Source organism: Mycobacterium sp. E342, from assembly GCF_001667665.1.
Taxonomy (GTDB): Bacteria; Actinomycetota; Actinomycetes; order Mycobacteriales; family Mycobacteriaceae; genus Mycobacterium.
On sequence record NZ_LZJM01000178.1, the window covers coordinates 1 to 18,233 of the forward strand.

Consider the following 18,233-nt stretch of genomic DNA (forward strand, 5'->3'; position numbering starts at 1 on the left):
CGGAAACCAGTTCGTCGAACCGCGGCGGGTCCATCCGCGCGGGCACTCGGTCAACCCCCGGGTGCCGGCCCCCGCCGATGCCGGGGCGCCGCCCCAGGCGCCTCCTCCTCCCCCGGACGCCGGAGCGCCTCCGGCCGGGGAGGCACCGCCCCCCGGGCCGGCACCCGGGGGTTGACCGAGTGCCCGCGCGGATGGACCCGCAGCGGTTCGACGAACTGGTTTCCGACGCGCTCGACCTGATCCCACCCGAACTGGCGGCGGCGATGGACAACGTCGTCGTTCTGGTCGACGACCGCCACCCCGAGGACGGCGAGCTGCTCGGGCTGTACGAAGGGGTCGCCCTGACCGAGCGTGACTCCGACTACGCCGGGTCGCTGCCCGACGCGATCACCATCTACCGCGAGGCGCTGCTGGACGTCTGCGAATCAGAAGACGAGGTCGTCGAAGAGGTGGCGATCACCGTGATCCACGAGATCGCGCACCACTTCGGCATCGACGACGACCGGCTGGAAGAGCTGGGTTGGGCCTGACAACGTAAGCCGCGCCGAGTTCCCGGGCGCGGCATCCCGGATTTGTCCGCGCCCGGTGCTATGAACGGCTCATGAGTGCTGACTGCCGCGACTGCCGGGCGGGTCTAGATCACTGTCACGGCACCATCATTCGCCACGCCCTGCGCCGCTCGGAATGCACGGAGCCGGACTGCTTCAGCCCCGAGCTGTTGCCGCACGCGTTCGTCGTCGACTGCGACGCGGTCGGCTGCGACTGCTTCGAATCCGTCGCGCTGGCCGTTTGACCGACCGTCAGCCCATCGGGTCGGTGCTCGAATGCACCGCGTCCGCAACGGGGGTCGCCTCGGCCTCGGGGTAGAACGGGGGCGTCAGGCTGCCCCACCGCACGCAGCTCCAGCGCCCGTCGGTGATGGGAGCCAACACCACCGATTCGGCGTTGTCCAGGTGGTTGTCCAACGCGAAGCCAGCGTCCACCCCGGCCAGCACCGCGGCGGCCAGCCGGATGGCGGCGCCATGGCTGACGACGACGATGTCGCCGGTCCAGTCATGGTCGTCGAGGTAGCGCAGCCGCAGGTCGGTCAGCACCGGCACGTAGCGGTGCAGGACGTCGTTGCCGGTTTCCCCGCCGGGCAGCGGGACGCCGAGGTCACCGTGGTGCCACCGTTCGTAGATCGCGTTGAATTCCGCGATCGCGTCGTCGTCGCTGCGGTTCTCCAGCCCGCCGACCTGGACCTCGTGAATCCCGGCGACCTCGGTGGCGGCCATCTGCAGTTCGCCGCCGATGACCCCCGCGGTCTGCGACGCGCGGATCGCCACCGAGTGAGCCAGCAGCGACGGGCGTACCGCCCCGCGGGCGAAGGCACGGGCCTGGTCGCGGCCCAGCGGCGTCAGCTCGGCCCCGGGGGGACGGGTATCCAGCCTGCGCTCGACGTTGCCGTAGGACTGGCCGTGTCGCAGCAGCACCAGCCGGCCGGTCATAGCTCGATCCCCCCGGCAGTGGTTTCCGGTTTGCCCTCTCGGAGCCGCGCCAGCCAGCGAGCCGCCTCGTCGGCGGGCGGCGGCAGCACACCCGCGGGCGAGCCCGTCGGCCAAGATCCCAGGTATCGCACATCTGCACAACGCCGGTGCAGCGCTTTGAGTGCCTCGCCCACCGCGTCGTCGTCGATGTGGCCCACACAGTCGGCGAAGAACACGTAGGTTCCCAGCGCCGTCCGGGTCGGGCGGGATTCGATCCGGGTCAGGTCGATGCCACGGATCCCGAATTCGGTCAGCGCGCCCAGCAGCGCACCGGGCGCATTGTCGATGCGCAGCACCACCGACGTCCGGTCGGCGCCGGTGCGGGCCGGCGGCGGCCCCGGTAGGCCGACCAAAAGGAAGCGGGTGCACGCGTTGGCTTCATCGACCACGCCTTCGGCCAGCGCGGCCAGCCCCCAATGGGTGGCGGCCAGCGGCGACGTCACCGCGGCGTCGGCCTGCCCTTCGGCCACCTGACGAGCCGCGTCGGCGTTGGAGTACGCGGGCCGCAGCTCGGCGTCGGGCAGGTGCGTGGCGACCCAATGCCGCACCTGCGCAGCCGCCACGGGAAACGCCGCCAGCGTGCGCACATCGGCGGCGGTGCGACCCGGCTGGACAACGATCGTGAATGCGACGTCCAGCGTGGTCTCGGCGAATACCTGCAGGGGCGAGCCGATGGCCAGGCTGTCGAGTGTGGGGGTCACCGAGCCGTCGATCGAGTTCTCGATGGGCACGCAGGCGTATTCGGCACCGCCCTCCCGGACCGTGTCCAGCGCCGCGGCGGTGCTGTCGATCGGCAGGCGCCGGACCTCGCCGGGCGCCTGGCCGGGAATCAGGCCGGCGGCCGTGATCTGCAACAGCGCCGCCTCGGTGAAGGTCCCTTCCGGACCGAGATAAGCGATGCGGACCACGCCCCAACCCTAGCGGCGACCATCACCAAACGGCTCTTGCGGCATCCCCCGGGTTAAGTTAACTTAGGCTTACCTAATTTAAGGAGACCGGTGTTACCGCTGACGTGCCCCGCCCCGACGACGGCCGAACGTATCCGCAGCGCGTGCGTGCGCGCCGGCGGCGCGCTCCTGGCGCTGGAAACCACGCATCCGCGCCAGGACCCGGTCGTGACGCCCATCCATCACCTCCTGCCCGACGGGTCGTTCGCGCTGGCGCTTCCGAGTGAGCCCGACGGCCACCCGGAACGCGGCGTCGCGGGATCGCAGGCGCTCCTCGAGTTGACCGACTACGCGCCGCTGCCGCTGCGGGAGCCGGTGCGCTCACTGGTGTGGGTGCGCGGGCGCCTGCACGATTTCCACCCGGAAGAGGTCGCCGAGACGGTCGACCTGATCGCCGCCGAGTGGCCACACCCGGCGTTGCTTCAGGTCGACACCCCGCGGTGCGCGCCGTCGCACGGGCAGGAGCCCCGGTACACTTTGATCCGGCTGGAGGTCGCGTCCGTCGTCGTCACCGACTCCACCGGCGCCGAGCCCGTCAGCGTCGAGGATCTCCTCGCGGCACGGCCCGACCCGTTCTGTGAGATCGAGTCGAACCTGTTGTGGCATTTGGACACCGCACACAGCGACGTGGTTGCGCGGCTGGTGTCCCGGCTCCCGGCGCCGTTGCGCCGCGGGCAGGTCCGCCCCCTCGGGCTCGACCGCTACGGCGTGCGATTCCGCGTCGAAGGCAAGGACCGCGACCACGACGTCCGGCTGCCCTTCCACAAGCCGGTGGACGACATGACCGGACTGAGCCAGGCCATCCGGGTACTGATGGGGTGTCCGTTCATCAACGGCCTGCACGCCCGCCGGTAGCCGAAGCCGGTCGTGTCGGGCCGCCCCGGCCGCGTAGGTTAACCGGGTGAACGGCGATCGACCAGCGCAGCGGCCCGACCCGCGTACCGAGCCGTCGCCGGTGATTCGCCGCCGGGTCCACCCCCCGACACCGGCCGAACAGACCACGCCGCTGCGTCGGCCCACGCCGCCACCTCCAGCACCCCCGCCGCCTCGCGCCGTCCCACCGGCGCCGCGCACCCGACAACCACCCGGCCCGCCGCCCCGGCCCGCCGCGCCGGGGCCACGTCGCAGGCGCGGCTGGCGCCGCTGGACACGGGCGGTCGCTTCGGCCCTGGTGATCGGCGTCCTGCTGGTCGGCATAGGTGCGGTATGCGGGGCCGTGTGGTTCGACAGCAGGCTCCACCGCGACGACATTCTCACCGACTATCCGGGACGCCCCGGACCAGGGCGGGGGACGAACTGGTTGCTGGTCGGCTCCGACAGCCGCCAAGGGCTCAGCCCCGAGCAGCAGGAGAACCTGGCCACCGGCGGTGACATCGGCAGCAGCCGGACGGACACCATCCTGCTGGTGCACCTGCCCGAGCTGTGGTCCGGCGGGCGGGTGACGATGGTGTCGATACCGCGGGACTCCTACGTCCCCATTCCCGGCCACGGCAAGGACAAAATCAACGCCGCCTTCGCGATGGGCGGGGCCGGCTTGCTGGTTCAGACGGTGGAGCAGGCCACGGGGTTGCGCCTCGACCACTACGCCGAGATCGGATTCGGCGGGTTCGCCGGCGTGGTCGACGCCCTGGGCGGGGTGACGGTATGTCCGACGGCTCCACTCGACGACCCGCTCGCGGGGATCAACCTGCCCGCCGGCTGCCAGAAGCTCAACGGCCGCAACGCCCTCGGGTACGTCAGGACACGCGACACCCCGCGGGCCGACCTGGACCGGATGGTCAACCAGCAGCAATTCGTCGCGGCGCTGCTGCGCGCAGCCGGCAGCCCCGCGGTGTGGCTGAACCCGTGGCGCTGGTACTCGGTGCCGCGCGCGGTCGCCGACGCGCTGACCGTAGACCGCGGCGACCATGTCTGGGACCTGGCTCGCCTCGGCTGGGGACTGCACGGCTCCCCCACCACCATGACCGTCCCGATCGCGGAGTTCACCAACAGCGACGCCGGATCGGTGGTGGTGTGGAACCACGACGAGGCCAGCCGGTTGTTCGAGGCGCTGGCCTCCGACGCGCCCGCGCCGACGGCTCCGCCGGACTAGTCGCGGCCCTCGCCGACGCGGCCATTCTGCAGATACGCCTTCGTCCGGCCCGGGTGGTGGGTGGCAAGCCACGCCACCCCGACGTCACGGCAGAAGTCGAGATCGTCGTACTCGTCGACATTCCAGCAGTACACGGCACGGCCCTGGGCGATCGCGCGGTCCGCGAGCTGGGGATATTCCTTCAACGTCGCCAGCGACGGCCCGACCGCCGTGGCGCCGACGGCGGTGGCCGCGCCGCTGGTCAAGTAGCGCGCGGTCCTACCGAGCAGCACGGTCGGCAGCAGCGGAGCGGCCCGCCGGATCCGCCAGACCGCGGCCGCCGAGAACGACATCACCACCGCGCGGGACCGGTCCGCGGAGGGAGGAGCGGCGATGCCGAACCGGTGCAGCAGCGCCAGCAGCTTCGTTTCCACCAGCGAGCCGTAGCGGACCGGGTGCTTGGTCTCGATGAACAGCTTGACCGGCCGCCGCCAGTCCAGAACGAGTGAGACCAGGGCGTCCAGCGTCAGCAGGCTGGTGTCACCGTGGGTGCCGTCTTCGCGCCAGCTGTCGTGCCATGCCCCGTACTCGAGCTCGCGCAGCTCAGCAAGAGTCATCGTGCTGACCAAGCCGGCCCCGGTCGACGTCCGGTCCAGCCGGCGATCATGGACGCACACCAGGTGGCCGTCGCGAGTCAGGCGCACGTCGCATTCCACGCCGTCGGCGCCCTGCTTGAGGGCGAGGTCGTAGGCGGCCAGCGTGTGTTCGGGCCGAGCCGCCGACGCGCCGCGGTGGGCTACCACAAAGGGGTGCCCGGCGAGCACCTCCTCGGCCCACGTCATACGCCTAATGCTGCCGCTTCCTGCCCCTCCAGCTCAACCGGGCGCGATGTCGGCGCCGGGTTGTCGGATACCACAACCCAGCGGTGCGCGGGCCGCTCTACCGGTTTGCGCTCGAAGCCCTCGAAGACCCGGGCGGCCGCGGCCACCGTGAGCGCGGCGAGCAGGTAAGCGAAAACCATCGTCATCGTGTTGTTGGCGATGCCCTGGGCATCCCTGGCGAAGCTGGTCGCCATGGCGAAGCCGGAGACCAGGTAGCTGGCGACCCACGCGATCCACCACTGGACGATGGGCCGACGTATCCGGCCGTAGTGCTCCTCCAGGATCGCCAGCTCGATGACGTAGACCGGCGCCCACAACAGATTGGCGAGCGGCACGACGCACCCCGCCCACAGCGTTCGGGTGGACCGCGGCTCGGGCAGACCGTGATACGCGAACACGGCGGCGCGGCGGGCGATCAGCCAGCGGATCAGCATCACGCCGGAAATGAACACCGCCGCGATCGCGGCGACGCTGGCCAGGATGCCGAGCCAGTCCGCCCCGGCGGCGACCCAGGAGTTCAACAAGGTGTTCCGGTTGATGATCAACAGCACGTATCGCACCGCGTAGACCAGGGCCGCGATCCCGAGGGTGAGCACGCTGACGAACAGCGTGGTGCGGATCATCGGCGCCGACGGCGCGTGCGCGGCCGTTTGGGCGGCCGCCGGCGTTGGCTCGATGCGGTCGGCCAGGCCCCAGCGCGGCATCACGGCATAACGCGGAGTGGGGCCCAGCGGACGCCGCCCGCGTCTGGTGGGCGGAGCGGCGCCCGGACGCACCGCTATCCAGCGGAAGCCCGGCGGTAGCCGCGGCGGAGTGCGCTGCCATTTCGGCGGCCCGGACGGCCGGCTCGCCGGCGCGGCGTTGGTTGTGCCCCACCGCGGGTCGGGCGCCGGCGCGTCCGCCAACGGCGCCATCAGCGCTCCCCGACAGCGGGGACACCATTCGCGTTGCCGCTCGCGCACGTTCCACCGCGTGCCGCATTGGGAGCACACCTGGATCACCGGACTAGCCTAGCCTCGCGACGATGCGCGCCGCGGGACGCGGCGGGCTGAGGAGCGGGGCAATCCAGCGCCGCCTCGCGACGATGCGCGCCGCGGGACGCGGCGGGCATGCCCGAGCCGGACCCCCAGTCGGCTATCTATGCAACGCCCGTGACTATCCACAGTTTCCACAGGTTTATCCACATACTGATGGTGGGTAAGGGCAGCGTTACTACAGCACTACCGGCTAGCCGTGGTTCGACATGTGGATAACACCGCGGTCTTTAGCCTTGCCATGGACAGCCCGCCACAGCCGTTGAGCGAAATGGGTTGCCTTGCTAAGCATCCGAAGTGCAGCGGGAGTGACCGCCGGTCACATTCTGCGGCGGATCTCCTGCGCCAACCCGCAGTTCAGTGCGTCGTTTTCCAAGCCCGCCCTGAGGCGCTATGATCGCGTTCGCGAAAAATTGTTTGTGACTCACCTCACTGTCGCGGGGTGAGGAGCGGGTGAAAGGCGATTGATGGCCACGCATTCGTTCGGTCCGGGTTCACCGGCCCCCTCGAGGTCGTACTCCGGCTCGCCCGCGTGGAACCACAGCTACAGCGTCGCCGCCTTGCGTGCCGGGCTGATCGCCCTCGCGTTGCTGGCGGTCCTCGCCCTCATCGTTTTGTCTTGATCCCAAGTGTCTTGATTCGCCCCCGAGCGGGTATCCGCCTTCGGGGCTCATAGCCATTCTTGCGGTCCGTGCAGTCATGGAGCAGGGTTGTCTACGGCTGGCCGCCGCGTGGCAGGCCCGCCGAATGAGCGTAAGTAGACAATCGAAGAAAGGAACGCCGTGGCTGAATACACCCTGCCCGATTTGGACTGGGACTATGCAGCGTTGGAACCGCACATCTCGGGTCAGATCAACGAGATCCATCACACTAAGCACCACGCCACGTACGTCAAGGGCGTGAACGACGCCGTTGCCAAACTCGAAGAGGCGCGCGCCAACGACGACCACGCCGCGATCTTCCTGAATGAAAAGAACCTCGCGTTTCATCTCGGCGGCCACGTCAACCACTCGATCTGGTGGAAGAACCTGTCGCCGGACGGCGGCGACAAGCCCACCGGCGACCTGGCCGCCGCGATCGACGACCAGTTCGGGTCGTTCGACAAGTTCCGCGCCCAATTCAGCGCGGCCGCCAACGGCCTTCAGGGGTCGGGCTGGGCGGTGCTGGGCTATGACACGCTCGGCGACCGACTGCTCACCTTCCAGCTGTATGACCAGCAGGCCAATGTCCCGCTCGGCATCATTCCGCTGCTGCAGGTCGACATGTGGGAGCACGCCTTCTACCTGCAGTACAAGAACGTCAAGGCGGACTACGTCAAGGCTTTCTGGAACGTCGTCAACTGGGCCGACGTACAGAAGCGGTACGCGGCCGCCACGTCGAAAACCGGCGGGTTGATCTTCGGCTGAGTCCACCTCGATCGGCAGGGGCGTCGCGCGGCATGCGCGGCGCCCCTGTCGTTTGTCCGGCCGGAAATCGGGCATTCCGAGAACATGTGCGCCACTGGCCGTGTCGGGTTGCACGGTGCCGAACCCGCAGGCATGCTTAATCATTCGAGTTACCAGTGTGGTTAATCGGACGGAGGCGTCGCGCGGAGGTCGAAATGGAGACTGGGTCTGACCGCCCGATAGGGGTTTCCCCTTTCCATGCTCGTGGTGCCCTGAAAGGGTTTGTGATCTCCGGGCGTTGGCCCGATTCGACCAAAGAGTGGGCCCAGTTGCTCATGGTCGCGGTCAGGGTGGCGTCGTTGCCCGGATTGCTCTCGACGACAACGGTGTTCGGCGCCCGGGAGGAGTTACCCGACGCCCCCGAGCCGGGCACCGTCGGCCTGGTCCTCGCCGAGGGCACCGTCTTCGGTGAATCGGCAATCCAGCCAGGCTATTTCGCCGATCACCAGCCCCCGGCGTTGCTGATGTTGCATCCCCCTTCAGAGACCACACCTTCCCTGCCGGAGTGCAGCGGTGCGGCGTCGGGATGCGTCCTGCTCCCCGGGTTGCCATATCTGGGACTCGAGCATCGGGCGGCCTGGGTGGAGGCCGAGGCCGATGGAACCATCACATCCATGGTGAGCCGAGTCGGTGTGGACCCCATCTCCCACCCGGACACCGCGATTCTGGCGATGCTGCTTGCGGCTTAACCGTTCGACCCGGTGCCCGCACACCACCCCGGGCACGCCCGGCCCGGTCGGGCTGAAGGGGTCGCTGTCACGGTCGGCCAGTTCGCGCACGCCACGCCCGTGGTCCGGCCCGGTCGGCCGCTGATACCGCCTGACGAACGCCGATCCACATCCCCGACCCGGCCACGCGCGCCGATTTCCGCGCGAGGCACGGACCCGGCAGCAAATAAGGCGTTAAGCAATCATAAATTGCTGCCCCGTTGCGGTGCGCCCGCCCAGCACGTCCGCATCTTACACTTCACCGGGCGCGGAGCCGCCGCCCCGCCACCTCGGGCCGAAGGCCGAATTCTGCGTATAACCTGTGAGTTTCGCTGATTTAGTGGACACCTCAGCGAATCAGTTAGACGCTCGTCAAGTGTGGCATCGGCAAGCTACAGCTACGCCCGGCCCGAATACCTGGGGGTTTGCACCTGGTGAGGTCTACCAACCCTCGCTACCATGATCAGCAAATACACCTAGGTAATAGTTCACTTCTACAGCCAAGTGGAGGTCATATCCAATGAGCACGACGTTCGCTGCTCGCCTGAACCGCCTGTTCGACACGGTGTATCCGCCCGGACGCGGGCCGCACACCTCCGCGGAAGTGATCGCGGCGCTCAAGGCTGAGGGCGTCACGATGTCGGCTCCCTACCTCTCGCAGTTGCGGTCGGGAAACCGCACCAACCCGTCGGCGGCGACCATGGCCGCGTTGGCCAACTTCTTCCGCATCAAGCCGGCCTACTTCACCGACGACGAGTACTACGAGAAGCTCGACACGGAGCTGTCGTTCCTGGCCACGATCCGCGACGACGGGGTGCGCCGCATTGCGCTGCGCGCATCCGAGTTGTCCCCCGAGGCCCAGCACGAGGTCATGCAGCGGGTCAACGAGCTGCGCCGCGCGGAGCACTTGGACGCATAGCGCGAGCCCGCGCCCGCACTCGCCCGTCCGGCCCCGACCTGGAGGGCTCCCGCCCGCCCATCCCGATTAGGGTTGGCTCACGGATCGCGCACGCGCGAAAGCGATAGTCCACGAGAGACTGGGGAGGCGGCCGGGTATGGGCCTGTTCCGCAAGCGAAAGAGTCGCGCGACGCGTCGCGCCGAAGCCCGTGCGATCAAGGCCCGCGCGAAGCTGGAGGCCAAGCTCGCCGCCAAGAACGAGACCCGCCGTTACAAGGCGGCCCACCGTGCGGAGGCGAAGGCCCTCAGGGCGCAGATCAAAGCCCAACGGGACAGCGACCGGACCGCGTTGAAGGTCGCCGAGACCGAACTCAAAGCGGCGCGGGAGGGCAAGATCTTTTCGCCGACGCGCATCAGGCGGGCGCTGACCGTGTCCCGGTTGCTTGCGCCGGTCCTCACGCCGGTCATCTATCGCGGCGCGGTCTCGGCGCGTGCGCTGATCGATCAGCGCCGCGCGGACCGACTCGGGATCCCGCTGGCCCAGATCGGGCAGTTCTCCGGCCACGGCGCGCAGCTGTCGGCCCGGATCGCCGGAGCGGAGAAGTCGCTGCGGGCCGTGCAGGACAAGAAGCCCAAGGACGCCGAAACCAAACAGTTCGTAGCGGCCATCACCGAGCGGCTCACCGATCTGTCGGCGGCTGTCACCGCCGCGGAGAACATGCCGGCCGCGCGACGCCGGGCGGCCCACGCCGCGATCTCGTCGCAGCTCGACGGCATCGAGGCGGACCTGATGGCCCGGCTCGGGCTGAGCTGACGCACGCATGCACCGGCGCAAACCCTCGACGATGGCCCGCTTCCCGATCGCGGTGGCCGCCGCCGTCGCCCTCTACCTGGCCTCGGCGGCGCACCTGCCGGCGGCCTGGGCACACGTCCATGCCAGCAGTGACGACGCGGTGCGCGGCGCCATGGCAGTCGTCACCTTTCAGGTGCCCAACGAATCCAACACGGGCGCACTAACCACCGCGCTGAGTGTCGCCCTGCCCAACGTGGCCTCGGCGCGGGCCGAGAGCATGCCGGGGTGGACGACCAAGCTCGACCGCGACGCGGCATCGGGCGCCGTGCACTCCGTGGCCTGGACGGCCGCACCGGGCGGCGGGATCGGGGCCGATCAATTCGCGCTGTTCCGGCTCTCGGTGAAGCTGCCCGACACCGAGACCATCAGCTTTCCGGCCACGCAGACCTATTCGGACGGCACGGTCGTGAAGTGGGACCAGCCGCCGCAGCCCGGCGGCGGCGAACCCGAATACCCGGCACCTACGCTGGCGCTGGCCGCCGGACCCGTGGCGTCGCACGACCACCATCCGGCCGCCGGCCAGCCGGCCGGGCAGGCGACCGCGCCGCCGCAGCCCAGATCCGCGGACAACACCGCGCGACTGTTGGGCGGCGCGGCCCTGGTTCTTGCCGCGCTGGGAGTCTGCATTGCGCTGATCCGCCGACGGACATGAGGCGGTTGGCGGCCGCCGTATGCGTCGGCGCCCTGCTGATGATCGCCACCCTGACGGCGCCGGCGGCATCGGCGCACGCCGCTCGCGTCTCCACCGATCCGGCCGACAACGCGGTCCTCACGACCGGTCCCGAGCGGGTCAGCGCCACCTTCAACGAACAGCTGCAGACCACGTTCGCGGCCATGACCGTCGTCGGGCCCGACGGCAACGTGTGGTCCGCCGGCGACCCCACGGTGCAGGGCGCGGTGGTCGGCATCGGCCTGCGGCCGCTGGGGCCGGCCGGGACTTACACCGTGAATTACCGGGTGACCTCCGCCGACGGCCACGTGGTCGCCGGCTCCTGGTCGTTTCGGCTGACCGCACCGGGCACCGGCACGCCCGGACCTCCCGCGGGCGGCGCCCACGCCGGAGGCCGGGACTCGGCGGTCCCGGTGTGGCCGTTCGTCGTGGTGGCGGCGGTGCTCGTCGCCGGAGGCGCCGTGTGGGCGCTGCGGCGCCGACCATGACCGGCGGCCGAGGCGCCCGCACTGGTGCTGGCATGATGGGTTCGAAGACCCGCGTGGGCTAGAGAACTATTGAAGAATTGCTCAAGGAGCGGCCGCATGGCAGACCCGCAGGACCAACCCAACAGCGAACCCGACGGCACATCGACCCCGCCGCCGGAAGAGAAGCCTCCGGCCAAGGCGGTCAAGAAGGCCGCGAAAGCTCCCGCCAAGAAAGCTCCTGCGAAAAAGGCGCCCGCCAAAAAGGCGCCGGCCAAGAAGGCGCCCGCGAAGAAGGCACCCGCCAAGGCCGTCCAGCCCCCCGCAAAGGCCGCCGAGCCACCGCTCGAGGTGCAGCAGCGAATCGACAGCAACGGCGACCTCACCGCGGCCGCCAAAGACGCTGCGGCACAAGCGAAATTCACCGTAGAAGCCGCCAACAACCCGGTATCTCCGGATGTTCGCGACTCGGTCCTGAGCCAGTCGCCCGTGCCGTTGATCGTTGCCCTGGCCGCCAGCCTGCTGGCGATCCTGTTGATCCGGCAGCTGCGGCGCCACTGAGCGCCCTCGTACCGCTACCGTGTCAGACGTGACCGTGTCCTTCCAGCCGACCGCCGACCTCGTCGACGACATCGGACCCGACGTACGCAGTTGCGACGTCCAATTCCGCCAGTTCGGCGGCCGCCACCAATTCGCCGGGCCGATCAGCACGGTGCGCTGCTTCGAAGACAACGCGCTGCTGAAATCCGTGCTCTCCCAGCCGAGTGCGGGTGGCGTGCTGGTGATCGACGGCGGCGGCTCGCTGCACTCGGCGCTGGTCGGCGACGTCATCGCCGAGCTGGCCCGCTCCAACGCCTGGGCCGGCCTCATCGTCAACGGCGCGGTGCGTGACGCCGCCGCGCTGCGCGGCCTCGACATCGGCATCAAGGCGCTGGGCACCAACCCCCGCAAGAGCAGCAAGACCGGGGCCGGCGAGCGCGACGTCGAGATCACGCTGGGCGGCGTGACCTTCATACCCGGCGAGATCGCCTACAGCGACGACGACGGCATCGTCGTCGTCAAGCCCTAAACCGCAACCGGCGCACGCTTTTTCGCGAACCGCAGGCCCTCGTCGTCAACCTTGCCGCGCCGGATGGTGCGCATGTCGAAGAAGTAGTTCTGCTTGAGCCGCCACGGCGCGCGCGACCCCGACTTCGGCAGCAGGTGCATCGAGCGCTGGAAATAGCCGGGGTTGAAGTCCATGAACGGCAATTCGTCGACGTCGGCGCCGGGATGCTGCGGCTCTACGAAGTCGAATCCCTTGTCGTCCATGTAGTTCAGCAGCCGGCAGACGAACTCGGAGACCAGGTCGGCCTTCAGCGTCCACGACGCGTTGGTGTAGCCGAAGGTGATCGCGAAGTTGGGCACCCCGGAGAACATCAGGCCCTTGTAGGTCATCAACGATGTCAGCTCGATCGGCTCGCCGTTTCGGGTGGGCCGCACCCCGCCCAGCAACTGCATGTTCAATCCCGTTGCCGTGATGATGATGTCGGCCTGCAGCTCCTCGCCCGACGTGAGCCTGATCCCCGTCTTGGTGAACCGGTCGATGGTGTCGGTGACGACGTCGGCCTTGCCGTGCCGGATGGTGCGGAAGAAATCACCGTCGGGGGCCAGGCAAAGCCGCTGATCCCACACGTTATACCGCGGGCCGAAATGCTTTTCGACGTCGTAGCCCTCCGGCAGGCGCCGCTTGGCCATGGTCATCAACGTCCTGCGCATGTAGGCCGGGCGCTTCCTCGACAGCTGGTACTGGAAGGTGCTGAACGCGATGGCCTTCCAGCGATTCGCGATGTGCGCCAGGCGGCCAGGCAGCAGCCGGTTGGCCTGCTCGGCGAACGGGTCGACGCCGGGCAACGAGCCGATGTAGGTCGGCGAGCGCTGCAGCATCGTGACGTGGCCGGAGCCCGTGTTCACCAGGGCCGGGATAAGCGTGATGGCGGTTGCTCCGGAGCCGATGACGATGACCTTCTTGCCCGTGTAGTCGAGGTCCTCCGGCCAGTGCTGCGGGTGGACGATCTGGCCCTCGAAGTCCTCGGCCCCGGGGAAGGCCGGCGAATATCCCTCGTCGTAGTTGTAGTAGCCGGTGCAGGCGAACAGGAATGAGCACGTCAGCTCGCGCTGTTTGCCATCGGACTCGACGGTCAGGGTCCAGCGGTTCTCGGCGTCGGACCAGTCGGCGGCGGCGACGCGCTGGCGGTAGCGAATGTGCCGGTCGATCTTGTTCTCGACCGCGGTCTCCCTGATGTAGTTCTTGATGTCGGCGCCCTCGGCGATCGACTGCGCCGAGTGCCAGGGCTTGAACCGGAACCCGAGGGTGAACATGTCGGAATCCGACCGGATGCCCGGGTATTTGAACAGGTCCCAGGTGCCGCCCAGGTCGTCGCGGCGTTCGAGGATTGCGTAGCTCTTTGTCGGGCAGCGCTCCTGCAGGTGCCACGCCGCGCTGATCCCGGAGATGCCGGCGCCCACGATGATCACGTCAAGGTGCTCACTCATGCGGCCACGCTATCAACGCGCTGTCGATGGAGTCAACGCTGTGTCGAAACTTTCGACGCTGTGTAAAGTAACTGGCGTGACTACCGCCGGCCAGACCCGTGCCCTGCGTGGCCGCCGCGCCATCCGGCCCTCGGGCGACGACCGTGAGCAGGCGATCCTGGCGACCGCCGAACGGCTGCTGGAGCAGCGCTCGTTCACCGACATCTCCGTCGACGACCTGGCCAAAGGGGCGGGGCTGTCGCGCCCGACGTTCTACTTCTATTTCAAGTCCAAGGAAGCGGTGCTGCTCTCCCTGTTGGAGCCGGTGATCGCGCGCGCCGACTCCGAATTCGACGGCGCCGTCCAACGGCTGCCGGAGGATCCCCGCCGCGTGTGGCGTAACGGCATCAAGGCGTTCTTCACGGCGTTCAGTTCGCACCGCCGACTGGCCCGCGCCGCCACCGAGGCCCTGGCGACGAGCTCCGAGTTGCGGGTCGTGTGGTTGGGGTTCATGCAGAAGTGGATCGACCAGACGGCGGCCATGATCACCGCAGAACGCGCTCGCGGCGCCGCTCCGGAAACGATTCCGGCGGCGGACCTGGCGACCTCACTGAACCAGATGAACGAGCGCACAATGATGGCCGCGCTGTCCGCCGAGACGCCGGCGGTCGACGAGGCCCGGGTGGTCGACACCCTCACCCACATCTGGGTGACCAGCATCTACGGCGAAACCGGCTAAGTGGCGATCGCAAGCGCCGCGTAGCCGGGCGAAGCGGGTCGCCACCATCGGCTAAGTGGCGATCGCAAGCGCCGCGTAGCCGGGCGAAGCGGGTCGCCACCATCGGACGCCGTCACCCGCCCGTGCGAACATATGTTCGTGCGGTGCGACGCGTCCATCCTGCACGCGGACCTGGATTCCTTCTACGCGTCCGTCGAACAGCGCGACGACCCGACGTTGCGGGGCCGCCCGGTGATCGTCGGGGGCGGGGTGGTGCTCGCCGCCAGCTACGAGGCGAAGGCCTACGGTGTGCGCACCGCGATGGGCGGCGGCCAGGCGCGACGGCTGTGCCCGCACGCCGTGGTGGTGCCGCCACGGATGCGGGCTTACAGCCGCGCCAGCGAGGCGGTGTTCGAGGTGTTCCGCGACTGCACACCGATCGTTGAGCCGCTCTCGGTGGACGAGGCGTTCCTCGACGTCGGCGGGCTGCGCCGGGTTTCGGGGACACCGGTCCAGATCGCCGCACGGCTGCGTGCCGACGTGCGCGCGCGGGTCGGGCTGCCCATCACCGTGGGCGTCGCCCGCACCAAGTTCCTCGCCAAAGTCGCCAGCCAGGAGGCCAAGCCGGACGGGCTGTTGCTGGTGTCACCCGACCGGGAGCTGGCCTTCCTGCACCCGTTGCCGGTGCGGCGGCTCTGGGGTGTGGGCGCAAAGACGGCGGACAAACTCCACTCCCACGGGCTGGTGACGGTCGCCGACGTCGCCGAGCTGAGCGAATCGGCGCTGGCGTCGCTGCTGGGCCGCGCGATGGGCCGCCAGCTGTTCGCCCTGTCCCGCAACATCGACCGCCGGCGGGTGACCACCGGTGCGCGTCGCCGGTCGGTAGGCGCGCAGCGGGCGCTGGGCCGCGCCGGCAACACGATGTCACCCGTCGAGATCGACGCGGTGGTGGTCAGCCTGATCGACCGCATCACCGGCCGGATGCGGGCCGCCGGGCGCATCGGGCGCACGGTGACGCTGCGCCTACGGTTCGACGACTTCGGCCGGGCGACGCGGTCGCGGACGCTGCCGTGGGCGACGTCCTCGACGCAGCCGGTCCTGGCCGCCGCGCGCCAGCTGGTCGCGTCGGCCGAGCCCCTGATCGCCCAGCGCGGGCTCACGCTGGTCGGCTTCGCGGTGTCGGGCATCGACCGAAGCGGCGCCCAGCAGCTGACGCTGCCCTTCGGCGACGACGAGGCGCGGCTCGCGATCGACGCGGCGATCGACCGGGTGCGCGATCGCTACGGCAAATCCGCGCTGACGCCCGCGGTGCTCGTGGGCCGCGACCCCGGGCTGGAGATGCCGCACCTACCCGACTGAGCCGTTTGCGCCTCGTTTCGAATTCGCCTACGCCGCAGATGTTTTCAATGATTTGAGGTTGATGTGAGATGGTCTTCGGCCGTGGCGCGTCCGACGCCCCGCTAGCTAGGCTGGTGACAACCCGACCCCGAAAGTGAGTAACTGAACACGATGCCGCCGCACGCCCGCGCAAGCGGCCCGCCCCGCGAAGGCATCCTGCTCGGTTACAGCGCCGTACTGGCGTTGTCAGCGGGCTTCGTCAACGCGGTCGCGCTCCTGATCCTGGCCTTGCCGGTCGGTAACCTCACCGCGATCACCACGCAGCTGGGCATGAGCACCGCCAACCCGTGGCTATACGAAGGCCACGTGCTCGGTGCGATCTTTCTGGGCTTCCTGGTGGGCGCGACGGCAGCCGGGGCGGTTCTCGCGCCCACCGACGCCTTCGTGGGCCGCCGGCACGCCTTCGTGCTGCTCACCGAGGCAGCCCTGCTGGTGCTGGCCGCCGCCGGCGTGGAGGAGACTCTTGTCAGGCGGCAGATCAATGCGCTGGGGATCGAGCAAACCGCGGTACAGGCGCTGTTGGCCGCCGCGGCCCTCGGTCTCCAGAACGGGCTGACCTCGAGTTTCCGCGGGATGGCGATCCGCACCACCCACTTCACCGGGACGGTCACCGACCTGGGACTGATGCTCGGTCGCAGTCGACAACACGGGATCAAGAAATGGAATGCCGCGATCCTGGTGACGACGCTCCTGTTGTTCCTGGGAGGGGGCGTGGCCGGGATCGTGTTTGGTGCCGAGTTGGGCGGTTACGCGTTGCTCATTCCGGCCGCGACCTGCGCGGCCGTCGCCGGCGCCAACGTGCTGCATGGTGCGGGCCGCAAAGACGAACCGGTTTCGGCCGCCGCGGAGACCGTACAGGTCTGAGCCGGCTCAATTCGAGCCCGTCCACTCCAGCAGCTTCTCCGCCGGCCACGCGTTGACGATCCGGTCGACCGGCACGCCGTTGTCCACGGCACGCTGAGCGCCGTAGCCCAGAAAGTCGAGCTGCCCGGGCGCGTGCGCGTCGGTGTTGATGCTGAACACGCAGCCGATGTCCAATGCCAACTTGAGCAGGCGGGTCGGCGGGTCGCGCCGTTCGGGCCGCGAATTGATCTCCACCGCGGTCCCGTGCTCGCGGCAGGCGGTGAACACCGCTTCCGCGTCGAACTTCGACTCCGGCCGGATGCCCCGGTTTCCGGAGACCAGCCGGCCGGTGCAGTGGCCCAGGACGTCGGCATGCGGATTGGACGCGGCGCGAACCATACGCCGCGTCATCGCCGCGGCATCCATCGACAGCTTCGAATGCACGCTGGCCACCACGACGTCGAGGCGCTCGAGCAGCTCGGGCTCCTGGTCGAGGCTGCCGTCTTCGAGAATGTCCACCTCGATCCCGGTCAGGATGCGCATCGGGGCGAACCGGTCACGCAGCCTGTCGATGACGTCGAGCTGGGCACGCAACCGTTCCGGCGACAGCCCGTTGGCGATCGTCAGCCGCGGCGAGTGGTCGGTCAACGCACAGTACTCGTGCCCCAGCGCGGCCGCGGTCGCCATCATCTCCTCGATCGGCGCGGACCCGTCGGACCAGTTCGAATGCAGATGCAGGTCGCCGCGCAACGCCGCGCGGATGTCACCGCCGCCGAGATCCTCTGCGGCGGAACGCAATTCCACGAGAACATCGGGCTCGCGGCCGGACCAGGCCTGGTCGATCACCTTCGCGGTTTTGGGCCCGATGCCGGGCAACGACTGCCAGCTGCCGGCCTGGCCGTGCCGCTCCCGCGCCGCTTCGTCGAGACCCTCGATGATGTCGGCGGCATTGCGGTATGCCATCACGCGCCGGGGATCGTGGCGGCTGCGGTCCTTGTAGTAGGCGATCTGGCGCAAAGCCTCTGCGGGATCCATGGTTCCAGTGTGCCCGCGCGGCGACCGCAAGCGCGGCGGAGCCGGGCGCCGCACGTTACCGCCCTGCAATCTCCCCACGGAGAGTCACCCGCTTGCTCGGGGTCGCCCTCGGACTTCTGCATGGCCGATGCTGTTGCGCCACAGATGATTCCGGTGCCAAGAAACTTCAGCGAGCTGTCGCTCACAGTTAATCCGACACGCGTATAACTAGCTGAGCTAAACGTACGTT

The 18,233-nt window shown here is 69.0% G+C and carries 21 protein-coding genes and 1 pseudogene; 16 read left to right on the forward strand and 6 right to left on the reverse strand.

What is annotated here, in order from left to right; translation table 11 throughout:
* Window positions 1–179: 179 nt before the first annotated feature.
* Both A5692_RS13140 and A5692_RS13145 read left to right on the forward strand, forming a co-directional pair.
* A pseudogene (locus tag A5692_RS13140) lies at window positions 180–605 on the forward strand (metallopeptidase family protein).
* Window positions 602–793, forward strand: coding sequence for a hypothetical protein (locus A5692_RS13145; RefSeq protein WP_068056628.1), 192 nt, complete (start codon window positions 602–604; stop codon window positions 791–793). The pseudogene A5692_RS13140 and the gene A5692_RS13145 overlap by 4 nt, the downstream one beginning before the upstream one ends.
* 7 nt (window positions 794–800) lie before the next feature.
* Here A5692_RS13145 and A5692_RS13150 read toward each other — a convergent pair whose 3' ends face one another.
* Together A5692_RS13150 and pheA are read right to left on the reverse strand one after the other, a co-directional pair.
* Window positions 801–1,487 (reverse strand): histidine phosphatase family protein, encoded by a 687-nt coding sequence (locus tag A5692_RS13150; protein ID WP_068056630.1) that lies wholly within the window; start codon window positions 1,485–1,487, stop codon window positions 801–803.
* On the reverse strand, window positions 1,484–2,434 hold the full coding sequence (gene pheA, locus A5692_RS13155; protein WP_068056633.1) for a prephenate dehydratase: 951 nt from the start codon (window positions 2,432–2,434) through the stop codon (window positions 1,484–1,486). The genes A5692_RS13150 and pheA overlap by 4 nt, the downstream gene beginning before the upstream one ends.
* A gap of 90 nt (window positions 2,435–2,524) precedes the next feature.
* Here pheA and A5692_RS13160 point away from each other — a divergent pair, with 90 nt between their 5' ends.
* Together A5692_RS13160 and A5692_RS13165 are read left to right on the forward strand one after the other, a co-directional pair.
* Window positions 2,525–3,328: a DUF2470 domain-containing protein gene (locus A5692_RS13160; RefSeq protein ID WP_068056635.1), complete on the forward strand. Its 804-nt coding sequence runs from the start codon at window positions 2,525–2,527 to the stop codon at window positions 3,326–3,328.
* A gap of 46 nt (window positions 3,329–3,374) precedes the next feature.
* Window positions 3,375–4,565, forward strand: coding sequence for an LCP family protein (locus A5692_RS13165; RefSeq protein ID WP_068056637.1), 1,191 nt, complete (start codon window positions 3,375–3,377; stop codon window positions 4,563–4,565).
* Here the strand turns inward: A5692_RS13165 and A5692_RS13170 are convergent.
* Both A5692_RS13170 and A5692_RS13175 read right to left on the reverse strand, forming a co-directional pair.
* Window positions 4,562–5,386, reverse strand: a complete 825-nt coding sequence (locus A5692_RS13170) for a glycerophosphodiester phosphodiesterase (RefSeq protein ID WP_068056639.1) — start codon at window positions 5,384–5,386, stop codon at window positions 4,562–4,564. The genes A5692_RS13165 and A5692_RS13170 overlap by 4 nt on opposite strands.
* Window positions 5,383–6,426, reverse strand: a complete 1,044-nt coding sequence (locus A5692_RS13175; protein ID WP_082962660.1) for a DUF4328 domain-containing protein — start codon at window positions 6,424–6,426, stop codon at window positions 5,383–5,385. Before A5692_RS13175 ends, A5692_RS13170 begins: the two co-directional genes overlap by 4 nt.
* Window positions 6,427–6,926: 500 nt before the next feature.
* On the opposite strand from A5692_RS13175, the gene A5692_RS29475 reads away from it, so the two are divergent.
* The 9 genes from A5692_RS29475 to rraA all read left to right on the forward strand — a co-directional run bounded on the left by A5692_RS29475 (window position 6,927) and on the right by rraA (window position 12,565).
* Window positions 6,927–7,082 (forward strand): hypothetical protein, encoded by a 156-nt coding sequence (locus tag A5692_RS29475; protein ID WP_197509347.1) that lies wholly within the window; start codon window positions 6,927–6,929, stop codon window positions 7,080–7,082.
* 159 nt (window positions 7,083–7,241) lie between these two features.
* Complete coding sequence (locus tag A5692_RS13180) at window positions 7,242–7,865, forward strand: superoxide dismutase (protein WP_067925807.1); 624 nt, start codon at window positions 7,242–7,244, stop codon at window positions 7,863–7,865.
* 194 nt (window positions 7,866–8,059) lie between these two features.
* Window positions 8,060–8,593 carry a peptidase gene (locus tag A5692_RS13185; protein ID WP_067925804.1) on the forward strand — a complete coding sequence of 178 codons (534 nt, stop codon included), beginning with the start codon at window positions 8,060–8,062 and terminating at the stop codon, window positions 8,591–8,593.
* Window positions 8,594–9,131: 538 nt separating this feature from the next.
* Window positions 9,132–9,530: a helix-turn-helix transcriptional regulator gene (locus A5692_RS13190; RefSeq protein WP_068056640.1), complete on the forward strand. Its 399-nt coding sequence runs from the start codon at window positions 9,132–9,134 to the stop codon at window positions 9,528–9,530.
* 136 nt (window positions 9,531–9,666) lie between these two features.
* Window positions 9,667–10,323 carry a DUF6474 family protein gene (locus tag A5692_RS13195; RefSeq protein ID WP_068056642.1) on the forward strand — a complete coding sequence of 219 codons (657 nt, stop codon included), beginning with the start codon at window positions 9,667–9,669 and terminating at the stop codon, window positions 10,321–10,323.
* A 7-nt stretch (window positions 10,324–10,330) separates the two neighbouring features.
* Window positions 10,331–11,014: a YcnI family protein gene (locus A5692_RS13200; protein ID WP_197514448.1), complete on the forward strand. Its 684-nt coding sequence runs from the start codon at window positions 10,331–10,333 to the stop codon at window positions 11,012–11,014.
* Entirely contained in the window at window positions 11,011–11,520 is a 510-nt protein-coding gene (locus A5692_RS13205) for a copper resistance CopC family protein (protein WP_068056644.1), read from the forward strand. The genes A5692_RS13200 and A5692_RS13205 overlap by 4 nt, the downstream gene beginning before the upstream one ends.
* Window positions 11,521–11,616: 96 nt before the next feature.
* Complete coding sequence (locus tag A5692_RS30250) at window positions 11,617–12,057, forward strand: nucleoid-structuring protein H-NS (RefSeq protein WP_068056646.1); 441 nt, start codon at window positions 11,617–11,619, stop codon at window positions 12,055–12,057.
* 28 nt (window positions 12,058–12,085) lie between these two features.
* Window positions 12,086–12,565: a ribonuclease E activity regulator RraA gene (rraA, locus tag A5692_RS13215; protein ID WP_068056648.1), complete on the forward strand. Its 480-nt coding sequence runs from the start codon at window positions 12,086–12,088 to the stop codon at window positions 12,563–12,565.
* On the opposite strand, the gene A5692_RS13220 is transcribed toward rraA, so the two are convergent.
* Window positions 12,562–14,031 carry an NAD(P)/FAD-dependent oxidoreductase gene (locus A5692_RS13220; RefSeq protein ID WP_068056650.1) on the reverse strand — a complete coding sequence of 490 codons (1,470 nt, stop codon included), beginning with the start codon at window positions 14,029–14,031 and terminating at the stop codon, window positions 12,562–12,564. The genes rraA and A5692_RS13220 overlap by 4 nt on opposite strands.
* A gap of 76 nt (window positions 14,032–14,107) precedes the next feature.
* On the opposite strand from A5692_RS13220, the gene A5692_RS13225 reads away from it, so the two are divergent.
* The 3 genes from A5692_RS13225 (at window position 14,108) to A5692_RS13235 (ending at window position 16,990) form a co-directional block, all read left to right on the forward strand.
* Complete coding sequence (locus tag A5692_RS13225; RefSeq protein WP_068056652.1) at window positions 14,108–14,749, forward strand: TetR/AcrR family transcriptional regulator; 642 nt, start codon at window positions 14,108–14,110, stop codon at window positions 14,747–14,749.
* A 132-nt stretch (window positions 14,750–14,881) separates the two neighbouring features.
* The gene (gene dinB / locus A5692_RS13230; protein ID WP_068056654.1) at window positions 14,882–16,087 is read left to right on the forward strand and encodes a DNA polymerase IV; all 1,206 of its coding nucleotides are present in this window, start codon (window positions 14,882–14,884) and stop codon (window positions 16,085–16,087) included.
* Window positions 16,088–16,237: 150 nt separating this feature from the next.
* Window positions 16,238–16,990: a YoaK family protein gene (locus A5692_RS13235; RefSeq protein ID WP_068056656.1), complete on the forward strand. Its 753-nt coding sequence runs from the start codon at window positions 16,238–16,240 to the stop codon at window positions 16,988–16,990.
* A 6-nt stretch (window positions 16,991–16,996) separates the two neighbouring features.
* Here A5692_RS13235 and A5692_RS13240 read toward each other — a convergent pair whose 3' ends face one another.
* A complete protein-coding gene (locus A5692_RS13240; RefSeq protein WP_068056658.1) occupies window positions 16,997–18,004 on the reverse strand; it encodes a PHP domain-containing protein in 1,008 nt (335 codons plus the stop codon).
* Window positions 18,005–18,233 lie beyond the last annotated feature (229 nt).